Raw genomic sequence first — 18,423 nt, forward strand, 5'->3', positions numbered from 1 at the left:
CAAGCATAAAGGGGAAGGTACCTTAATGGCTCCCGAAATTCCGAGCAGCTGGACCTTATGCGCCAGCTCCTTCAACTGGACTCCCGAGATCATCGCCGCCCGCCAAACGGCCCAGGACATCGTCACGGGCATAGCGGACTCGGTGGTGGGGACAATCGAGCTGGAGCCGGGTTTGGTGTGGCGGTCTTTCCCGTCTCCGCAGGACGCCGAGGTGGACGGACTGCGGGATTCCCTGGCGGCAACAGGAGGCAGCATCAGCATCGTGGGCGCCAGCCTGGACGACTTCACGTCATCCACCGGGCGCCGTTCCCTGCGGGAGCGCCTGGACTTCCTGGTCCCCCAGATCCACGCCGCCCACCGGGTCGGAGCCCGCGGGATCCGCTTGCCCATCGGACAGGCGGGGACCGAACTGCTCACTCTGGCCCAGCCTCTCCTGCACGAGCTCGACCTCGTGCTGTACGAGGAAATCCAGGGGCAGCAGACTCCCGGCAGCCCCGCCGTCGAACCTGCCCTGGACGCGATAGCGTGGCTTGCAGATGACCACGTGCGGGTGCTCGTGGACGTCAGCATGCTCATGCCGGCCCTTCCCGTGACCTACCTTGAAGAACTGAGGCGGGGAGGCGTGCCCGAGGACCTCATGGGGCGCCTGGAAAGTGACTGGCGGGATCCAGCCACCCTCGACGCCGTCACCGCCCTGCTCCGCGCCGGAGGGGTTCCGCCACGCATCCACACCCTCTTTATGAACCTGCTCATCCGGTTCGGCCGCAGTGACGCTGCCGACCTACAGGGCATCCTCCCGCTTGTGGGCGCCTTCCACCTGAAGTTCTGGGACCTGGACGACGACGGGGGGCGGGTCACGCAGCCGCTGCGGGACCTTGGCATTCTCCTGGGCAGGAACGGTTTTACCGGCACCCTGACCAGCGAATGGGGCGGTCACGAATGGCTGCAGGACGACCCTACGGAGATGACGCGCAGGCACCTTGCGCTGGCAGAGATGGCTCTTGCGCAGACGTCGGTGGTTGAGCGTGTCGAAACCCCCGTCAGTGGTTGAGCCTGTCGAAACCCTGATTTTGACAGGCTCAAGCAACAAAGAACGGCCGGTCCTGGAGTTCCAGGACCGGCCGTTCTGCTATGTAGTGCTACTTGGTGCTGAAGGCGGCGTCGAAAGCCGCCGCGGAGGGCTCATAGCCGGAGAGCCTGCGCACGAAGGCCAGCGCTTCGGGAGCACCGTCCAGCCGGTCCATGCCCGCGTCCTCCCACTCCACAGACAACGGACCGCCGTAGCCGATGGAATTCAGCATCCGGAATGCGTCCTCCCACGGCACGTCGCCGTGGCCGGTGGAAATGAAGTCCCAGCCGCGGCGCGGATCAGCCCAGGCCAGATGGGATGAGAGCCGGCCGTTGCGGCCATTGCTGAGCCGCTTCTTCGTGTCCTTGCAGTGCACGTGGTAGATGCGGTCTTTGAAGTCCCAAAGGAACCCCACGGGATCGATGTCCTGCCACACCATGTGGCTCGGATCCCAGTTCAGCCCAAAGGCCTCGCGGTGTCCGATCGCTTCCAGGGTGCGCTGGGTGGTCCAGTAGTCGTAGGCGATTTCGGACGGGTGCACCTCATGGGCGAACCGGACGCCCACCTCGTCAAAGACATCAAGGATAGGGTTCCACCGGTCGGCAAAGTCCTGGTAGCCGGCGTCGACCATTTTTTCGGAGGCGGGCGGGAACATCGCCACGTACTTCCAGATGGACGATCCCGTGAACCCGGTCACTGTCTTCACGCCTAGCCTGTCCGCGAGGCGCGCGGTGTTCTTCAGTTCCTCGGCGGCGCGGCGGCGCACTCCTTCAGGATCGCCGTCGCCCCACACGACGTCCGGGAGGATGCCGCGGTGCCGTTCGTCAATGGGATCGTCGCAGACCGCCTGGCCCTTGAGGTGGTTGGAAATGGTCCAGACTTTAAGGCCATGCCGTTCCAGAATGTCGAGTTTGCCCTGCACATAGGCGTCGTCGTCCCAGCGCCAAGGGTCCAGGTGGTCGCCCCAGCAGGCGATCTCCAGCCCGTCGTAGCCCCACTCGCCGGCGAGCCGGGCTACCTCCTCGAACGGCAGGTCTGCCCACTGTCCGGTGAACAAGGTAATCGGTCTTGCCATGTGCTTTCCTCCCTACCCGGCCTGCACGGGAACGTCGACAGCGACGCGCGTCCAGGCGGAATCATTCTCGGAACTGCGCTCGACTGCGTCGAGCACCCGCTGCACCCGCAGCCCGTCGGCGAAGGACGGATGCGGGTCGGCGCCGGCCACGATACCCTCCACGAGGTCCTTGACCTGGTGGGAGAACCCGTGTTCGTAACCGAGCATGTGCCCTGCTGGCCACCATGCCGAAACGTAGGGATGCTCCGCTTCCGTGACCAGGATTTTCCGGAAGCCCTGGCGGTCCGCGGGTGCCGTGCGGTCGTAGAACTGGACGCTGTTGAGGTCCTCGAGGTCGAAGGCCAGTGCGCCCCTGTCTCCGGAGACCTCGATCTGCAGCGCGTTCTTCCGGCCGGTGGCAAAGCGTGAGGCCTCGAAGGAGGCCAGCGCACCTGATGCGAACCGGCCCGTGAAGATGGCGACATCGTCCACGCTCACCTGGCCGTAGCCGGTCCCGGCGGTGCCGGAGAGTCCGGAACCCGCATCCAGGAGCGGCCGCTCCTTCACGATGGTGTCGATGACGCCGGACACCTTCTCGATGTTCAGCCCGGTGACGAACTGGGCCAGGTCAATGGCGTGGGCGCCGATGTCACCCAGCGCCCCGGAGCCGGAGTGTTCCCTCTGCAGGCGCCAGGCCAGCGGCATCTCCGGGTCCACCAGCCAGTCCTGCCGGTACGAGGCACGCACCTGGTTGACCGTCCCCACGGCGCCTTCGGCGATGAGGTTGCGCAGGAACGTGACGGCCGGAACCCGGCGGTAGGTGAAACCCACCATGGCGCGGACGCCCCGGGCAGCCGCCCGCTCCGCCGCCTCAGCCATCGCTTCCGCCTCGGCGACCGTGTTGGCCAGCGGCTTCTCACACAGCACGTGCTTCCCGGCCTCAAGTGCCGCGATCGCTATCTCTGCATGGGAATCACCGGGGGTGACAATGTCGACGACGTCGATATCGTGCCGGGCGATCACTTCGCGCCAGTCCGTGGAAGACTCAGCCCAGCCCCACTTGTGCGCAGCAGCGGCTACCGCTTCGGCGTTCCGGCCCGCAACAACCGCCATTTCCGGCTCCGCCGGCAGGTCGAACACCCGTGGCGCCGTGCGCCAGCCCTGGGAGTGGGCTGCACCCATAAAGCCGTAACCGATCATGGCCACGCGCAGGGTGTTCATGCGAGAACGACCTTGCGCTCGACCGCCACCCGGTTTCCGACGTAGCGCATAGGCGCAATCTGCATGTAGAGCAGGCGCAGGGTGAGGATGACTTCTACGTCGATCTCCTCCCCGGCGTCGGGGATGCGGTCCAGCGGGATGACCACGTCGGGCTTGTCGGCGACGAACCACAGGGTCTCCCATTGTTCGGGAAGTTCCGCGATGGAGTAGGTCTGGCCCTGGAGTTCGAAACGGAGGGATTCCCTGGGAATCTTGACCCCGTTGACTGTTGCCGCGACGTCGTCGACGGCGGACAGCCAGAGGCTGCGGTACCAGGGCAGTTGCACCGACACGGCAATGCCCTCGGGGTGTTTGCGGACATCAGAGTCCTGGAACAGGGAGTTGTGAGTTGCCATGGCTTTCCTTACTTCGCAGTCTCGACCAGGGCCGGCTGGGAGACAGTTGGATCTACCGCTTCTTCGATGGCACGGCGCATGAGCGAGTGCTGCTTCTTGACCAGGTCGATCGGGTCGGACTCTCCCAGGTCTGCAAAGGCGTGGCCCTCCCATTCGCTGGAGAGATAGCCCCGGTAGCCGCCCTTCACGAACTGCCGCACGATCCGGGGAATGTCCATGGCCGGTTCGTTGCCGTTCTCGTCGATGTCGTAGAACTTCGCGTGCACGTGGAAGATCTGCGGCATGATGTCCAGCCATTCCTCCGGCGGAACGAGGCCGTGCATGTTGAACGCCAGCCGGGTGAACGGACCCAGCTGCGCGGGATCGAAGTTGTTGGCCCGCAGGTAGTCCTCGAACTCCTGGTTGCGCTCCTGCATGGGCAGGGGCTTGCGCCAGATGTCCTGCATAACCGCGAAGTGCTCCTCGGGAAGTCCCATCTGGGTCAGCGTGCGGAACAGGGTGGGTGAGAGGCTGTGCATGGTGGAGCTGAAGTCTGCCGTGAAGCCCAGCCGGTCGCTGCCCAGTTCCGCGTACATCTCGCGGATCTGCAGGATTTTGGGGTCGTTCGGGCCCTGCGGGGCGTGGATTTCGTAGCCGAGCTTCTGGTCGTATTTCTCGGCCAGGGGCAGCAGCCGGCGGAGCAGTTCCTTGCCGGCGGAGCGGATCACCACGCGGTGGAAACCCAGCTTGTTGGCGGTGCGCAACTGTGCGGCGAAGAAGTCATACTCCTCATCCGGGGTCATGTCCCGGTCCTTGCGGCGCCCCATGTCCAGGTTGGTGCCAACGGCGCTGGGAGTCAGTCCGTAGCGGTCCATGCTGTCGCGCCACAGTTTGACGAAGTCGTCGTCGACGTCGGGGTAGGTGCGCAGCATCTGGGCGATGTTGAATTCGACGCCCGGGCCGAGGCCCTCATCGGCGACGGCCTTGATGAGCGTCTCCGGAGTGTAGAGCCCGGCTGCGAATTCGGAGGTCAGTGAATAGAGGGTGATGCCAAGCTCGATGCCCGAGCCGGCGATGCCTTCTGACATAGTTGTGGTCCCTTCTTTATCAGCCGCGGACGGGCTGGGCGAGGTGGCTGTTGAGAATGCGGCGCGCTTCTGAGGCGTCGGTGATCATGGCGGAACCTGCGTTGGCCGCTGCCGAACGCTGCACGGCCTGCTCGCCGCGGATGATGTCGAACGGGTCCTGCCAGTTGTTCCAGTGCCAGCCTTCGTATTCGCTGGAGATGGCCCCCGAGTAGCCGTTCTCCACGAGCTGCCGGACCAGGTCACGGACCGGCACCGAGGGCTCTTCGCCGTTCTCGTCGATGCCGAAGAACTTGCCGTGCACGTGGCGGACCCACGGCATGATTTCCAGCCAGGTGTCCAGGGGTGCAGGACCGAAAAGTCCCGTTCCGTTGATGGCGAAGTCGATGCCGAGATCCGGCCGGCCGCTACGGGCGGCGAGGCCGATGAATGCACCGAAGCGTTCACCGTGGACCTTCTGGGTGTTCGGCGGGCCCTCGGCGTAGAAGCCGTTCCACAGCTCAACCACCTGCCGGAGCAGGTCCTCCGCTGCCCCGCGGCGGCGGTAGGCCTCCAGCAGGGAGGGCGCAAACCCGGTGACTGTGGCGCCCCAGTCGGCGGTGAAGCCCAGCAGCGGGGAATCGAGCTTCTCATACCGGTCACGGAGGGCCAGGACGCGCTCGTGGGCGCCGTGCTGGTCCGCGTGGACTTCGAGGGCCAGGGTGACGCCGTACTTCTCGGCGACGGGCAGCAGGCTTTCCATAGCGTCGGGTGTCAGCGAGATCTGCACGCGGGCGATCGGGAAGCCGAGCCTGGCCGCCACTTCGATCTGCTTGCTCATGTATTCGACCAGCTCGTCATGGTTCATGAGCCGGTCGCGGCGGATGCCCGTGTCAACGTTGACGGCAAGAGAGGTAGGAATGAGGTCCACCTCGGCCACCAGGTCCCGGAACTGGCCCACGAAAGCGTCGTCGATGCCGTCCGGGAAGCCGCGGAGGCTGGAGAAGCCAATAAGCTCGAGCCCCGGGCCGAAGCCCTCGGCCGCCACCTTGCGGATTAGGCCGTCAAGATCGTACTGCCGGGCGTGGAAAGCCCGGGTAAAGCTGTACAGGGTGACGCCCTGGATCGGCGTCCCGAGGCTGGTCATTGCTGTGCCACCTTCATGGTCTTGGTGTCGTGCTCTTCGATGTGCAGCACGCCGTGGTCGGTGATGATGTAGGGGATGCAGAGCTTCAGGTCCACCCTGACCTCGTGCTCGGCCTGGTCGTCCCAGACGGGAAGGTCGCCCGAAAGGACTGCCGAGTCCAGAGGAAACCACCACTCGCCGGTCTCGTCCACGAGTTCCTCAAAGCTGAACGTGCGGTTGTTCATGGTCCAGCGCAGCGTGTCCTCGGGTGCGGCGACGCCGTCAACCGTCAGCGCGGCGCCGGCGATGCATGAGCCCGGAAGCGCCCGGTACCAGGGGATACGGACTTCGACGGCGGCCCGGCCGTCCCGGGTGATCAGTGTTCCGTGCTCGATTATGCGGTCGGCGATCATCGAGACCTCCTTGTCTGCGGCATGCCTTGCCTGTTATTTGAAAGCGTGCCGGTGATTGAGCGAATGCCAGTAAATAAGAGAATCTGGCGGCGGGGCCGCCACTTCTACTTTATTTCACCATTCTATTGTCAGATTCTGACATAAGTAAAGCGCTGGTGAGCTCTTCTGCGATTTTCCGCGCCCCGCGCACGGCCAGCGCTACTGCCGTCAGGGTGGGATTGCACGCTGTGGCGGTGGGAATGACGCCGTTGCCGGCCACGAAGAGGCCGGGAACCTCCCACACCTGGCTGTCCGGGGAACACACGCTTTCGCCGTCGTCGGTCTCGCCCATCCGCGTTGTGCCCTGGTAGTGCAGCGACGCTCCCGGCGGAAGGACGAACGGACGCTCGACGAGCGGTTCACCCACTGCCTTGCCCAGGCGGACAATCTCCCGCTTGGCCCGGTCCAGTATCTCGTGGTCCCGCTGTGTGAGGCGGTAATGGATGCGCATGGCGGGCATGCCGTACGAGTCGTGCACGGTGTTGTCGAAGGCCACCCGGTCCTCGCGCTGCAGGTCCTTGGCGCAGAACAGGCCAAGTCCCACGATCGAGCCCGGGACAACGGGGTCGTCCTCGGCCAACGGCACCGGGGATGCATCCAGCTGCATGACCTGGCCGTGGAAGGGGGCCTCATCGGTGTAAGGAACCCACGCCACTCCGCTCTGCTCGCTGAGCGTGCCGCCCGCGGCTGGCGGGCCCTGAAGGTCCGTGACGCCGCGCAGCCTGCTCGCAAACACCACCTGCGCCTGGTCGTTGAGATAGCGGCCCAGGGCGTCGGGCCTGATTCCGGACGCCCACAGCAACTGGGGGGTGCGGAGGGCATCCCCGCCCACCACTACGTACCGGGCGGACACCCGATGGGTCGCGCCACTGCGGCGGTCCTGGACCTCTACGCCAGCGGCAACCCCGTCCTCCACCAGCACGCGCGTCACCAGGGACTCATCAAAGAGGTCAAACTGCGGGTTCTCCCTGGTCACCTCCCCCATCACGACGTCGGAGCCGGACCAGACGAGGCCGGCATCCTCCCGCCGGTGTACAGCGAGCGGCATGGGCTGGACGCGGAAGGCCGGCTTTCGTCCGTTGTCCACCACCGCCGCCAATCGTTCGCGGACAAGGTCCGAGAAGGGCGCACCGTCGAAGGCGTGCGTGGTGACGCCGAGGAGGCGGTCGGCGTCGTCAAGAAGCTGCTCAAGGTCAGGCAGGAACGGAATACGTTCCGTTCCACCGGGACGCGGGCAGGCGGCGGTCCAGTGGGCGGCCATGCCGCCAACGTTGCTGGACATGGCCGCGACGGGCATCCCGTCTTCGCCGGGGAAGACGTAGCCGTCCTGCAACAGGTAGGTTCCGGGCCGGGCCCGCCGCTCTCCGCTCTTGACGGCGCCGGGTGAGTTCACCGTTTCGGCGCCTGCACCCGGGCCTTCCGAAGCCCGCTGGGCATGGCTCCGGCGCTCCGGGTCCTCGATGTTTTTGACATGAGCCCCGGGCGGGTTGCTGACAGTGGGGCCTACCTCGAACATTGCAATGCTGGCGCCGGGTGCTTCCTCGCTGAGGATTCGCGCGTAGGCCGAGGCTGTGGGGCCGCTGCCGACGATGGCGACGTCGACTGCGGCGGGATATCTGCTGCCGCTCACCGTCCCGCCACCAGTTCCTGGATTCGGCGCACCGACTTTGCGGAGTCGATGGTGGGGTAATACTCGAGCCCGATGGGGCCGGCGTAGCCGCTGTTCCGCAGGTCGGCGAACCGGGCGGGCCAGTCGATGGAGCCGGAACCGGGCTCTCCGCGGCCGGGGGCGTCGGCGATCTGCACGTATTTGATGAGGTCCCCGGCGCTGGCGAGCTCTGCGGCCACATCCTCGCCCTCGATGGTGGAGTGGTAGAGGTCGTAGAGGACGCCGAAGTTGGGCGAGTTGACGCCCTTGGCGACGTAGACGGCTTCAGAGGTGCGGTCCAGGAGCGCTCCGGGGTGGTCAACCCTGGTGTTCACCGGTTCGAGGACCAGGGTTATGCCGGATCCCTCGATGTGCTTTGTGGCTTTGGTGAAGATCTCGATCAGTTCGTCCAGCTGGTCCTGCCGCTTGCGGCCGCCGAAGCCGGTGCCGCTGCCGACGACGATCCGGGGGCAGCCGAGCTGCCGGGCCACTTCGACGCCGGCATCGAGGCCGGTGAAGAAGGGCGCGTGGTCCTTGGGCGGGATCATGAACTGCATTCGGGGTTCGGCCAGCTGGGCGGTGAGCTGGACTCCGGTTTCCTCGAGGGCGTCCTTGAGAGCGTGAATGTCCTTGCCGGTAGGGCCCCACATTTCCACGGCATCGAAGCCGGCGGCAGCTGCTGCGCGGACGCGGTCGGCGGCATTGCCGCCTGCTTCGGTGAACAAGAGGTCGATGTTGGGCGCAAGTTTGTACATGGGTATCTCCCGAAAATTTGAAGGGTGGGCTAAATCTGGGGGTGGCACGGTCCGGATGCTGACCGTTTTTGGGTGTGGAGGGCCGCCACGCAGCGTTCGAGACGCTGCGCGGTAGTCAACAGTTGCTGGGGATCAGCCTTTCAGGCCGCCGGAGAAGCCCTGAATGAACCGCTTCTGCGCGAACAGGAACAGGGCGAGGATGGGGATCATGGACACGATGACAATGGCGAAGATCGAATTCCACTGGGAGACCAGGGAGCCGATGTAGTAGTACATGGCCACCGGCAGTGTCTGGTTGTCGGAGCCGCCCAGGAAGATCAGCGACGTGAAGAAGTCGTTCCACACGATAAGCCCGGCGAAGATAGTGACCGTTCCCGTGGCGGGGGCCATCATGGGGAAGACCACTTTGGAGAAGATCTGCGATTTGCTGGCGCCATCGATGGTGGCCGCTTCCTCGTAGTCCGTGCCAAGGCCGCGGAAGAAGTTTGCGTAGAGGAAGATCGAGAGCGGCAGGAGCATGCCGGTGTAGAGGACGATCAGGCCCCATGCGGATCCGGTGAGTCCAAGGGACCTGGCACCCATGTAGAGCGGGACGGCGCCGAGCTGGCCGGGGAGGATGATGGCGATGAGGAAGAGGTAATACGCGCCCTTGCTCCAGCGGCGGGTGCTGCGGGAGATCACGTAGCCCGTGATTGAGCCGAGGGCGATGAGCCCTACGATGCTGCCTGCGGTGATGATGAGGCTGTTGACCAGGCCCATCACCACGTTGGAGTTGCCGGTGGCGGTGAGGACGTCGACGAAATTGCTGAAGTCAGGGCTTTTTGGCGGAGCCAAGGCCGAGGTGGTGAATAGCTCGTTGTCCGGCTTCAGGGCAGTGGTCACCAGGAAGTAGAACGGGGCGAGGAACAGCAGGGCGAGCGCCCACAGGCCGATTTCGCGGAGCAGGGTGAGCTTGGTGTAGCGGAACATGGCTTAGTCCTCAGGGTTCGAACGCGTCAGCCGCTGCTGGATTACGGCGAAGATCAGGATGATGGCGGCAAGCACGAGGGCCAGGGCGGCACCGCCCCCGAAGTTCCCGAGCGCAAAGGCCTGCTTGTAGACCTGTGTGGCCAGGGTTTCCGTCGCTCCGGCCGGGCCACCGCCGGTGAGCGCCATGATGGGATCGAAGACCCGCAGCCCCTGGACGATTCCAAGGGTGGTGGCGATGGCGACGGCGGGGCGGATGGCGGGCAGGGTAACGTTGCGGAACCGCTGCCACAGGTTGGCGCCGTCAATGGCCGCCGCCTCCTCCACTTCCGCCGGCACACCGGCCAGGCCGGCCATAAAAATCACCATGGCAAAGCCGGTGGAAGACCAGACCAGCACCACCAGGACGGTCCAGATGGCCCACTGCGGGTCAGCCAGCCACGGCTTGGCCTGGTCTGCGCCGCCTACTGCCGTAAGGAACGCATTGAGCGGACCGTCGAAGTCGAAGATGTACTTCCAGATGTAGGCCGTGGCGAGCGGACTGAGCACCACGGGCATGAAGAAAAGGGTCCGGAGGATGTAGCGCGTCTTGAGGACGCGGTTCAGGCCCAGCGCAATCACCAACCCGGCGATGTTGCCCAGGAGTACCGAGCCGAAGGCCAGGAACAGGGTGTTGGAAAGGGCACCGACTTTCGTGGGGTCCTTGAAGATGGCTTCGAAGTTGGCCCAGCCCGTGATTTTGAACGAGCCGATGCCCGTCCAGTTCGTGAAGGCGAAGAATCCGCCGATTCCGGTTGCCACATAGTGGATGGCAAACACCAAGGCGATCCCGGGCAGGGCCCACCACCAGTGTCCGAACTGCAGGCCCTGGCCCCGGGGGCGGGTCTTCTGGCCCGCCCCCGGGGTATGCCCGCCTCGCCGGGGTGCTTCAGCTGCTTCGCTTTCAGGTTGCATCGTCGCAGTCATGGTAATCCTTGATTGTCCCTTTGAGTCGTCAGAGCTTTGGTGATGTGAAACGGTCACTGGCCCCAGGCAGCGTCCATGGCCTGCAGGACCTGATCAGGGCTCTTCTGGCCGGTGATGATGCCCTGGACCCCCGTCGCCAGCGCGTCGTAGACGGCCGAATTGGGCCACTGGATGTTCGGCAGGGGGCCGTACTTGCCGTCCTTGATCAGGTCGCCGACGTTCTTGTAGGCACTGCCCTCGAAGTCGTACTTGTCCAGTCCCGTGACCGGCAGGGCGCCGTCGATCTCGGCGAACGCCTTGGTCTGCTCCGGCTCTGCAGCCCAGTCAAGAAAGGCCTTGGCAGCTTCCTTATTCTTGGAAGCGGCGTTGATGGAGAAGGCGTAGTTCGCGCTGGCGAATACGTAGCTGTTGCTTGCGCGTTCCGCCGGGAGCGAGCGTACGGAGAATTTGGAGCCCCCGCCGGCGGACTCCAGCTGCTTCCAGCTTGGGGCCGGGATGAAGCCGCTCACGGACGTTCCGCTGGCAAGACCCTTGGTGATGGCGTCGAAGCCGCCACCGGCGGCACCTTTCTGGAAGCAACCCGCGTCCTTCAGGGTTTTGACTGCTTCGAGGGCCGATTTCCAACCGTCTGAACCGGCGAAGGTGGTCTCCTTGGCTGCACGCTTATCGTTCCATTTCGGGTCTTCCGCGTAGACGCGCGACGCTGCCAGGGACATCGCCATCAGCCCCGTGTTGGGAGGGGCTGCTCCGGCGAGGGCAAAGAGTGATTTACCGGACGGCTCCAGAGCCTTGCACTGCTGCTGGAGGGAGGAAAAGTCGGCAGGGAAGCCACCGGTTGCCTCTGCAGCGGTCTCATTCGCCACCAAGGCAGCGACGGTGATTTCCGTGGCCTGGCCGTACACTTTCCCGTCGGAACCAAAGGTGCTGGCGCTTCCCTCGGGGAGCAGTTCCTTGGCGGCATCGTCCAGCGGTTCAAGGAAGCCCGCCCCGGCGAGCGGCAGGATGCTGCGGCCTGTGCCAGAACCGGGTGACGTCACCACGACATCCGAGGCGTTGCCTGCCTGTAGCTGCGTCCGCAGCGTCTGGTCATAGGAATCATTGGGTTGCGGGTTGAACGTGATCTTCACGTCGGGGTGCGACTTCATGTAATTCTCTGCCAACACCTGGAAAGGGCTCTCAATGGTGTTGGATGTCGCGAAGGCGAGTGAAAACTCCTTCGATCCACCCGAAGACGAGGTGCTTCCGGCCGAGCTTGAGCAACCCGTGAGGGCGAGGGCCGCGATGGTTGGTACCGCAAGGGCGCCGATAACTTTCAAGCCCGCGGAGCGACGGTGCTGTGTCATGTCCAGCCTTTCAGACTTCGTTGTCGAAAAATATCCGGGGAGCCGTGACCCCGGTCACTCATCAGTATGCAGGAGATGTGCAGAAAAAGCACATAAGTCTTGCCGATGCCAGACATAAGTTCAACGGGGGTCTGCGGAAGGCTGCTGCATCGGAGGATGTGATGTGTCCGGGCAGCTGTATTGATGCCGCTGATACACTGGGGTGACGAAAGTTCACCGTTGAAAGATCACCGTGCCGTGACGAATAATCTCCTGCTTTCCCGGCTCGACCTCAACCTGCTGATCTCGCTGGATGCCCTCATTACTGAGAGGAGCGTGACGAGGGCGGCCGAGCGGCTCCATCTGAGCCAGCCCGCGCTGAGCGCCTCGCTGGCCCGGCTCCGGTCCCACTTCGGGGACCCCATCCTGGCCCGCCGCGGCAATGCGTATGAGCTCACGCCCTTCGCCCTGCGCCTGGCAGAGCACACCACCACAGCACTGGAGGCCGCGCGCCGCGTTTTCGAGAGCCAGGCAACCTGGGAGCCCAGTGAATCCGAGCGCGAGTTTTCCATTTACGGCTCGGATTACGGCTTCACCACAATTGGGCGGGTTGTTTCCGAGCTCGCGGCCGAGCGCGCCCCCGGCGTCCGGTTCCGGTTCATGCTGCACAATCCGATGGTGGTGGAGGATGCCGCCAACCGCCTGCGCTCCGTGGATGGCATGGTGATTCCGCACGGATTCCTTACCGGGCTCCCCTACCTGGACCTCTGGCGGGACGGGTGGGTCGCCGTCGTTTCTTCCTCCAACGACGCCGTGGGCGAGAGAATCACCATGGAGAACATCGCCGAGCTCCCCTGGGTGATGACCTACCAGACCCGCTCGGCGTCAACGTCGGCGGAACGCCAGATCATGCAACTGGGTGTTGAGCCGCGCGTGGATGTAGTGGTCGAAAGTTTCCAGTCCTTGCCGCACTTTGTGGTGGGAACCAACCGGATCGCCCTCATCCAGGCGGCTCTGGCGCCGTTCGCGATGCGTGTGGGTGGGGTGCGGGTCCTGCCGCTACCCTTCGATGCCACGCCGCTGGTCAACGCTTTGTGGTGGCACCCGGTGCACAACCGCGATTCCGAGCATGAGTGGATGCGGGGGCTCTTCAAGGAAGCTGCCGATATAGTCGCCGCTGCTGCAGCCAAGCACGCCCCGTAAGTGCCGGGTGCGTACAAATGCCTCGGTGCCCGGCCGGCTGAACGGACGGGCACCGAGGCATTCGGATGACAGGATCAGGCTGACGCCAGCGCAGATCGCATGCTCTTGCGGATCAGGTCGTGCTGCTCGCGGACCAGCAGCAGCGGATCCACCTCGCCGAGCTCGGCGAAGGCGTGACCCTCCCACTCGCTGGACCAGTAGCCGCGGTAGCCGCCCTCGACAAATACCCGGACCAGTTCCGGATAGTCGATGGCCGGCTCGTTGCCGTGCTCATCAATGTCGTAGAACTTCGCGTGGACATGCATGATCTGCGGCATGATGTCCGCCCACTCCGTCGGGCTAACATGGCCGTGCATGTTGAAGGCCAGGTGCGCGAACGAACCAAGTCGGGCATGATCGAAGCCCCGCCCCCTGAGGTAGCCGATAAATTCCTCCTGCCGCGCCCGCATCGGAGCGTCGGTGGCCCAGATGGACTGCAGCTTTTGGACGGCGTCGTCGTCGAGCCCGGCACGGCGGACGGCCCGCAGGAGCGTGGGAGACATGCTGTGCATCGTGGAGGAAAAGTCGGCCACGAAACCCAGCAGCGGTGAATCGAGCTCCGCGTACACGTCGCGGACCTTAAGGATTTCCGGCGCGTTGGGGCCCAGCGGCGCATGGATCTCGTAGGCAAGCTTGAGCTCCAGGTCCTCGGCGAGTGGCAGGAGCCTGCGAAGGAGCTCAGGCTTTGCGCTCTGGATGCGGACCAGCGGGAAGCCGAGCTTCCTGGCGCCATGGAAGAGCGTCTCAGTGAACTCGTATTCCTCGTCCGGTGTCATGTCGCGGTCCCTGCGGCGGCCCATGTCCAGGTTGGCGCCGAAGGAGCTTGCGGTGAAGCCGTACTTGTCGAAGGCCTCGTGCCAGGAACGGGCAAAGTCCTCGGTGACGTTCGGATACGTAGGCAGGACCTGGGAGGCCACGATCTCAATGCCGGGGCCGATCCCGAGCTCCGACACGCGGTTCAACAGGCCGTCGAAGTCATACCAGCCGGCCCGGAACTCGGCGCTGGCCGAGTACAGGGTGAGCCCCAGCGAGAAGGGATCCTCTTCGGCTTTCGGCGGCGGCGGCGGTGTGACCGTCGTCGTCAGAGCCGGAGCCGACGCTGCCTTGTCCGTGACGACCAGGTCCAGAGTCTGGTTCACGAAGTTGGGGACGTACATCCCGGGGCCGCCGTCCTGCCCCGGAGCGATCTGCATGTAGGGCAGGCGCAGCTCACCGATGAGCTGGACGGTGTGCTGCTCGCCCAGGGCCACAGGGGCGCCCCTCTTGGCGATGAGCAGGGGGTGCTCCTGGAGGTACCAGAGGGTTTCGCTTTGTGCCGGCAGGTCCGGGAGCGCGTACCGGACGCCGCCCAGTTCCAGTGACAGGTGCCCGGCGGGGACCTCCTCGCCATCCAGGGTGAGGCGCAGACTGGAGACCGAGGAGAGCCACAGGCTCCGGTACCACGGCAGCGTCAGTGCCAGCGCGAGGCCCTCGGGGTGGGTGCGCAGGCTTGAATCGACAAGAAGTCCGTTTGGCATGGTTGTTCTCTTTGCTGGGAGATGGGATGGGTTAGGGAAGTTCGGAGGTGATGCGGCGGATCAGGGCGTGCTGGCGCCTCACCTGTTCGATGGCCCGCCAGGGAGTGCGTTCGCCTTCGTATTCGCTGGAAAGGTAGCCGGAGTAGCCGGCGTCCTTAAGTGCCGTGAGCACGGGCAGCCAGGGAATCTGCTGGTCCTCGAGCTGCTCGTTGATGTCGTGGAACTTCGCCTGGATGAACACCACGTACTGGGCGACGTCCGCGAAGTCGGCGGGGTCGACGCCGATGCCGTCCAGGAAGGCGGGCCGGGTTTCACGGGTTTCGCCCTCGCGCAGCGGGATGGGCCGGTCCTGGAAGATTCCAGTATCGATGAGCAGACCGAAGTTCTTTGTTCCGGTCCGCTCGATGAGGCCGATGTAGTCGTCAACGACGGGGTGCTTGATGGGCGTGGGCGAGTGGATCTCGGGGCAGATAATGATCCCCAGCTCATGGGCCAGATCAAGGGAGCGTTCCACTGACTCGGTCCAGATAGGGTCGGGGACGAGGTCGCCGGAAACGACCCCGATCTTGGGCCGCACGAAACCGAAGCCCAGCCGCCGGGCAAGCCTCAGGTCCCGCTGCAGCGCCTCCGCCCCCTCGGCCACGGTCATGCCCCGTCCCGGATTCAGCCGGGTGTCGATCCAGGATCCGTAGTTCGTGGGCTCCAGAGAGTACTTCTCGAGCAGGTTGAACCAGCTCTCGATCCACGCCGGCGACGGTTCCGGATAGCCCGGAACGTGGCCCTCGCCGAGGATCTCGACGCCGGTGGCACCAACATCGGCGATGGAGGCCAAGGCGGCCTCCAGGTCCATCACGGTGCCGTAGTCACCCATGTAGCTGTAGAGGGAAACGCCGTAGCGGAAGGTGCCCTCACCGCCCTCCGGTGCCAGAGTCACTGAGCGGCTGACGCGGTAGATGGTTGGCTGGTGCTCGACGGGAATATAGGACATGCGCAGCCGCAGCTCGATGGTGAGCTCGTGGACGCCCTGCGGCAGACCGCCGTCGAGCGGAACAGTGACTACCGCCGCCTCCTCAAGGGGCCAGCGCACGCCGTCACTTTCCCATAGCTGCTGCAGGGTGTAGGTCCGGCCGCCGAACGTCCACAGCGGAACGTCAGGGCCGACGTCCACAATGTTGCCGACCCGGACCGCAATGCCGTCGATGAGCGACGCGGCCATGCCCCGGTAGGAGGGCATCCGGACCCGGAACTGGAAGCCTGTCACACGCCCGCCATCGGTGACGTTGCGGAAGCCAACGGACTGGATGAGGTCTCTTTCGAGAAGCATCATTGCTCACTCTCTCTAGGTACGAAACCCAGAGTATCAGGGTTCCGCATGTTTCATACATAAGTTAGCGCCAAATAATCACAAGTCGCGTACGCCGGACAATCTCATCGGGCTCTTCAACAGCCCATCTGCACAGGACGTTGGGGCCTGTTCTTCGGTAGGTTGGTTCGGTAAGGCAGGCCACGGGTAGACCGACTCATTGGAGAAGACGTGGAAGCGATTGTGTACGAAGAGACAGGTCCGTCCTCGGTGCTGAGACTTCAGGACAAGCCGCTGGCTGATCCCGGCACGGGTGAGGTCCGCGTCCGTGTGGTCGTCTCCGGGGTGAACCCCACCGACTGGAAGTCCCGCGCCGGCGGAGGAGGCAGCACCCCGCTGGAAGCACCGAAGGTTCCCAACCAGGACGGCGCCGGCGTGATCGACGAAATCGGCCCCGGAGTGACAGGGCTCAGCATCGGAGACCGCGTCTGGCTCTGGGACGTCGCCTGGGGCAGCAATGAGGGCACCGCACAGGAGTACGTGGTCATACCGGCGGCCAAAGCAGTGGCGCTGCCGGACGCCGAATCCTTCGACACCGGCGCATCCATCGGCATCCCCGCCCTGACCGCGCACCGGGCACTGACCGCGAACGAGGACGGCCCTGCCAGGCTCTCCCCCGGAGCCCTGGCGGGACGCACGGTACTGGTCACCGGCGGCGCAGGCGCAGTGGGACACGCTGCCATTGAACTCGCACACTGGGCCGGAGCAACCGTCATCACCACCGTCAGCGGAGACCGGAAAGCTGAACTCGCACGCCTCGCCGGAGCCCACACCGTCATCAACTACCGCACCGACGACGTCGTCACTGCCGTCCGCCAAGCCGCCCCCGGCGGCGTCGACACCATCGTCGACGTTAGCGCCCCAGCCAACATCGACTCCGACGTGCAGGTACTCAAGCCAAACGGAACCATCGCCATCTACGCGGCGGACCCCGGAGAATCAGTGACAGTGCCCATCCGTGAAAGCATGACGAAGAACATCCGCTACCAGTTCATCCTCACCTACACGGTCACCGACGAGCAGAAACAGCATGCCGTGGCCGCCGTCTCCGAGGCGCTGAACGACGGCGCGTTGCGCGTCGGCGAAGAACACGGCCTGCCGCTGACCCGTTTCCCGCTCGAAGCGACCGCCGCGGCACATGACGCCGTGGAGCACGGCACCGTCGGGAAGGTGCTCATCGACGTCACACCACCATCCTGACCCATATTTCCACTCCCCTGGCCCAGGCAGGGTGGGCAGCGGGACCTAAGTCCAATGCGATGTGGTCGGATTGCGGACCGCCTCGGCGAGGAGGTCGTCCGCGACCGGTTCATGCTGGACGGCAGACCCGCACCACCTCCCAGGTGGATTACCTGGACGAGATACCGGCCGCGTCATACAGGCCACTAAGGAGCCGCAGGCGGCCTGACGAAGAAGATAGCGCCCAGGGGTTCTGTTCTGGTTAGGGTGACAGCGTGAAAACTCTTGGAGTTGACCTGGCCGCTGATCCGAAGAGAACGGCTGCTGCGGTCATTGACTGGCGTGACGGGCGGGCGCGGCTTGTTCATCTGTCTCTCGGCGTGGGTGACGAAACCGTCGTCGAGCTTTTCGGTGCATCAGATGTCACCGGTGTCGATTGCCCTCTCGGCTGGCCCCGGCCCTTCCTGTCATTCCTGCTCGGTCTTTTCCGGGATGAGCCGGATGCCGTGCTTCGTCATGACGGGTTGGCGGGACGTCGTGAGCTTGCCTACCGGGCCTCCGACCGGTTCGTCACGCAGCAAACAGGCCTGATCCCGTTGAGCGTTTCGGCGGATCGATTGGCGCATCCGGCCATGCGCTGCGCCGTCATTCAGGCCAAAATAGCGCGGGCCTGGGGTGCTCAACCGCGGGATGGTACGGGACGTCTTGTCGAGGTCTATCCTGCCGCCTCCTTGAAGATATGGGGCGTCTCGGCCCGGAGGTACAAGGGCCGCGGGACGCCTGAGTCCGAAGTCCGCGATGCCATCCTGGGCCAACTCACCGCTGCGGCCCCTTGGCTGGACCTTGCCGCCTACAGGGACCAGCTGACCGCCTCCGATGATCTGCTCGACGCTGTCATCGCATCCCTGACAGCCCGCGCTGCCGCCCGCCAGGCTACCCTGCTGCCCGGCCCCGATCAGGAGCTTGCAGCGCGTGAGGAGGGCTGGATCCACCTGCCAACCGGTTCGCTGACCGGGCTGAACAAATAGGCGCGGCCGGGTTGCCGGCGACAGGCCTCGAAGCGCTGCCCGCAAGATGCCCGCGTTTAGCGTGCCGATGCCGCATG

At 64.8% G+C, this 18,423-nt stretch carries 17 protein-coding genes; 4 read left to right on the forward strand and 13 right to left on the reverse strand.

Annotated features, from left to right (window positions below; genetic code table 11):
* Positions 1–25: 25 nt before the first annotated feature.
* Complete coding sequence (locus tag ARGLB_RS13965) at positions 26–1,051, forward strand: apurinic/apyrimidinic endonuclease family protein (protein WP_003803548.1); 1,026 nt, start codon at positions 26–28, stop codon at positions 1,049–1,051.
* 88 nt (positions 1,052–1,139) lie between these two features.
* On the opposite strand, the gene ARGLB_RS13970 is transcribed toward ARGLB_RS13965, so the two are convergent.
* From ARGLB_RS13970 to ARGLB_RS14020, 11 genes are all read right to left on the reverse strand, one after another.
* Positions 1,140–2,144, reverse strand: a complete 1,005-nt coding sequence (locus ARGLB_RS13970; RefSeq protein ID WP_003803550.1) for a sugar phosphate isomerase/epimerase family protein — start codon at positions 2,142–2,144, stop codon at positions 1,140–1,142.
* Positions 2,145–2,156: 12 nt separating this feature from the next.
* Positions 2,157–3,344, reverse strand: a complete 1,188-nt coding sequence (locus ARGLB_RS13975; RefSeq protein WP_003803552.1) for a Gfo/Idh/MocA family protein — start codon at positions 3,342–3,344, stop codon at positions 2,157–2,159.
* Positions 3,341–3,739 carry a C-glycoside deglycosidase beta subunit domain-containing protein gene (locus ARGLB_RS13980; protein WP_003803554.1) on the reverse strand — a complete coding sequence of 133 codons (399 nt, stop codon included), beginning with the start codon at positions 3,737–3,739 and terminating at the stop codon, positions 3,341–3,343. The genes ARGLB_RS13975 and ARGLB_RS13980 overlap by 4 nt, the downstream gene beginning before the upstream one ends.
* A gap of 8 nt (positions 3,740–3,747) precedes the next feature.
* Entirely contained in the window at positions 3,748–4,806 is a 1,059-nt protein-coding gene (locus ARGLB_RS13985) for a sugar phosphate isomerase/epimerase family protein (RefSeq protein ID WP_003803556.1), read from the reverse strand.
* Positions 4,807–4,825: 19 nt separating this feature from the next.
* Positions 4,826–5,929: a sugar phosphate isomerase/epimerase family protein gene (locus ARGLB_RS13990; RefSeq protein ID WP_003803559.1), complete on the reverse strand. Its 1,104-nt coding sequence runs from the start codon at positions 5,927–5,929 to the stop codon at positions 4,826–4,828.
* Positions 5,926–6,321 (reverse strand): C-glycoside deglycosidase beta subunit domain-containing protein, encoded by a 396-nt coding sequence (locus tag ARGLB_RS13995; protein ID WP_003803560.1) that lies wholly within the window; start codon positions 6,319–6,321, stop codon positions 5,926–5,928. Before ARGLB_RS13995 ends, ARGLB_RS13990 begins: the two co-directional genes overlap by 4 nt.
* A gap of 109 nt (positions 6,322–6,430) precedes the next feature.
* Complete coding sequence (carA, locus tag ARGLB_RS14000; protein ID WP_003803563.1) at positions 6,431–7,990, reverse strand: c-glycoside 3-oxidase CarA; 1,560 nt, start codon at positions 7,988–7,990, stop codon at positions 6,431–6,433.
* Positions 7,987–8,763, reverse strand: coding sequence for a TIM barrel protein (locus ARGLB_RS14005; RefSeq protein ID WP_003803564.1), 777 nt, complete (start codon positions 8,761–8,763; stop codon positions 7,987–7,989). Before ARGLB_RS14005 ends, carA begins: the two co-directional genes overlap by 4 nt.
* 132 nt (positions 8,764–8,895) lie before the next feature.
* Positions 8,896–9,732, reverse strand: coding sequence for a carbohydrate ABC transporter permease (locus ARGLB_RS14010; protein WP_003803567.1), 837 nt, complete (start codon positions 9,730–9,732; stop codon positions 8,896–8,898).
* Between the two features lie 3 nt (positions 9,733–9,735).
* A complete protein-coding gene (locus ARGLB_RS14015; protein WP_003803569.1) occupies positions 9,736–10,695 on the reverse strand; it encodes a carbohydrate ABC transporter permease in 960 nt (319 codons plus the stop codon).
* A gap of 53 nt (positions 10,696–10,748) precedes the next feature.
* Entirely contained in the window at positions 10,749–12,038 is a 1,290-nt protein-coding gene (locus ARGLB_RS14020) for an ABC transporter substrate-binding protein (RefSeq protein ID WP_043419191.1), read from the reverse strand.
* 237 nt (positions 12,039–12,275) lie between these two features.
* Between ARGLB_RS14020 and ARGLB_RS14025 the strand changes: the two genes are divergently transcribed.
* Positions 12,276–13,220: a LysR family transcriptional regulator gene (locus tag ARGLB_RS14025; RefSeq protein ID WP_003803574.1), complete on the forward strand. Its 945-nt coding sequence runs from the start codon at positions 12,276–12,278 to the stop codon at positions 13,218–13,220.
* Positions 13,221–13,294: 74 nt separating this feature from the next.
* Here the strand turns inward: ARGLB_RS14025 and ARGLB_RS14030 are convergent, their stop codons facing one another.
* Entirely contained in the window at positions 13,295–14,776 is a 1,482-nt protein-coding gene (locus tag ARGLB_RS14030; protein WP_003803576.1) for a C-glycoside deglycosidase beta subunit domain-containing protein, read from the reverse strand.
* A 31-nt stretch (positions 14,777–14,807) separates the two neighbouring features.
* Entirely contained in the window at positions 14,808–16,100 is a 1,293-nt protein-coding gene (locus tag ARGLB_RS14035; RefSeq protein ID WP_043419194.1) for a C-glycoside deglycosidase beta subunit domain-containing protein, read from the reverse strand.
* Between the two features lie 210 nt (positions 16,101–16,310).
* Here ARGLB_RS14035 and ARGLB_RS14040 point away from each other — a divergent pair, with 210 nt between their 5' ends.
* Both ARGLB_RS14040 and ARGLB_RS14045 read left to right on the forward strand, forming a co-directional pair.
* Positions 16,311–17,339, forward strand: coding sequence for an NADPH:quinone reductase (locus ARGLB_RS14040; protein ID WP_003803580.1), 1,029 nt, complete (start codon positions 16,311–16,313; stop codon positions 17,337–17,339).
* A 254-nt stretch (positions 17,340–17,593) separates the two neighbouring features.
* On the forward strand, positions 17,594–18,346 hold the full coding sequence (locus ARGLB_RS14045; RefSeq protein ID WP_003803582.1) for a DUF429 domain-containing protein: 753 nt from the start codon (positions 17,594–17,596) through the stop codon (positions 18,344–18,346).
* The last annotated feature ends 77 nt before the right edge of the window (positions 18,347–18,423 follow it).

The organism is Arthrobacter globiformis NBRC 12137, from assembly GCF_000238915.1.
In the GTDB taxonomy this organism is placed as follows: domain Bacteria; phylum Actinomycetota; class Actinomycetes; order Actinomycetales; family Micrococcaceae; genus Arthrobacter; species Arthrobacter globiformis.

Excerpts from the sequence above, each read along its gene's own strand:
- ARGLB_RS13965 (WP_003803548.1), top strand. The coding sequence starts at position 26 with ATGGCTCCCGAAATTCCGAGCAGCTGGACCTTATGCGCCAGCTCCTTC.
- ARGLB_RS13970 (WP_003803550.1), bottom strand. The coding sequence starts at position 2,144 with ATGGCAAGACCGATTACCTTGTTCACCGGACAGTGGGCAGACCTGCCG.
- ARGLB_RS13975 (WP_003803552.1), bottom strand. The coding sequence starts at position 3,344 with ATGAACACCCTGCGCGTGGCCATGATCGGTTACGGCTTTATGGGTGCA.
- ARGLB_RS13980 (WP_003803554.1), bottom strand. The coding sequence starts at position 3,739 with ATGGCAACTCACAACTCCCTGTTCCAGGACTCTGATGTCCGCAAACAC.
- ARGLB_RS13985 (WP_003803556.1), bottom strand. The coding sequence starts at position 4,806 with ATGTCAGAAGGCATCGCCGGCTCGGGCATCGAGCTTGGCATCACCCTC.
- ARGLB_RS13990 (WP_003803559.1), bottom strand. The coding sequence starts at position 5,929 with ATGACCAGCCTCGGGACGCCGATCCAGGGCGTCACCCTGTACAGCTTT.
- ARGLB_RS13995 (WP_003803560.1), bottom strand. The coding sequence starts at position 6,321 with ATGATCGCCGACCGCATAATCGAGCACGGAACACTGATCACCCGGGAC.
- ARGLB_RS14005 (WP_003803564.1), bottom strand. The coding sequence starts at position 8,763 with ATGTACAAACTTGCGCCCAACATCGACCTCTTGTTCACCGAAGCAGGC.
- ARGLB_RS14010 (WP_003803567.1), bottom strand. The coding sequence starts at position 9,732 with ATGTTCCGCTACACCAAGCTCACCCTGCTCCGCGAAATCGGCCTGTGG.
- ARGLB_RS14015 (WP_003803569.1), bottom strand. The coding sequence starts at position 10,695 with ATGACTGCGACGATGCAACCTGAAAGCGAAGCAGCTGAAGCACCCCGG.
- ARGLB_RS14020 (WP_043419191.1), bottom strand. The coding sequence starts at position 12,038 with ATGACACAGCACCGTCGCTCCGCGGGCTTGAAAGTTATCGGCGCCCTT.
- ARGLB_RS14030 (WP_003803576.1), bottom strand. The coding sequence starts at position 14,776 with ATGCCAAACGGACTTCTTGTCGATTCAAGCCTGCGCACCCACCCCGAG.
- ARGLB_RS14035 (WP_043419194.1), bottom strand. The coding sequence starts at position 16,100 with ATGCTTCTCGAAAGAGACCTCATCCAGTCCGTTGGCTTCCGCAACGTC.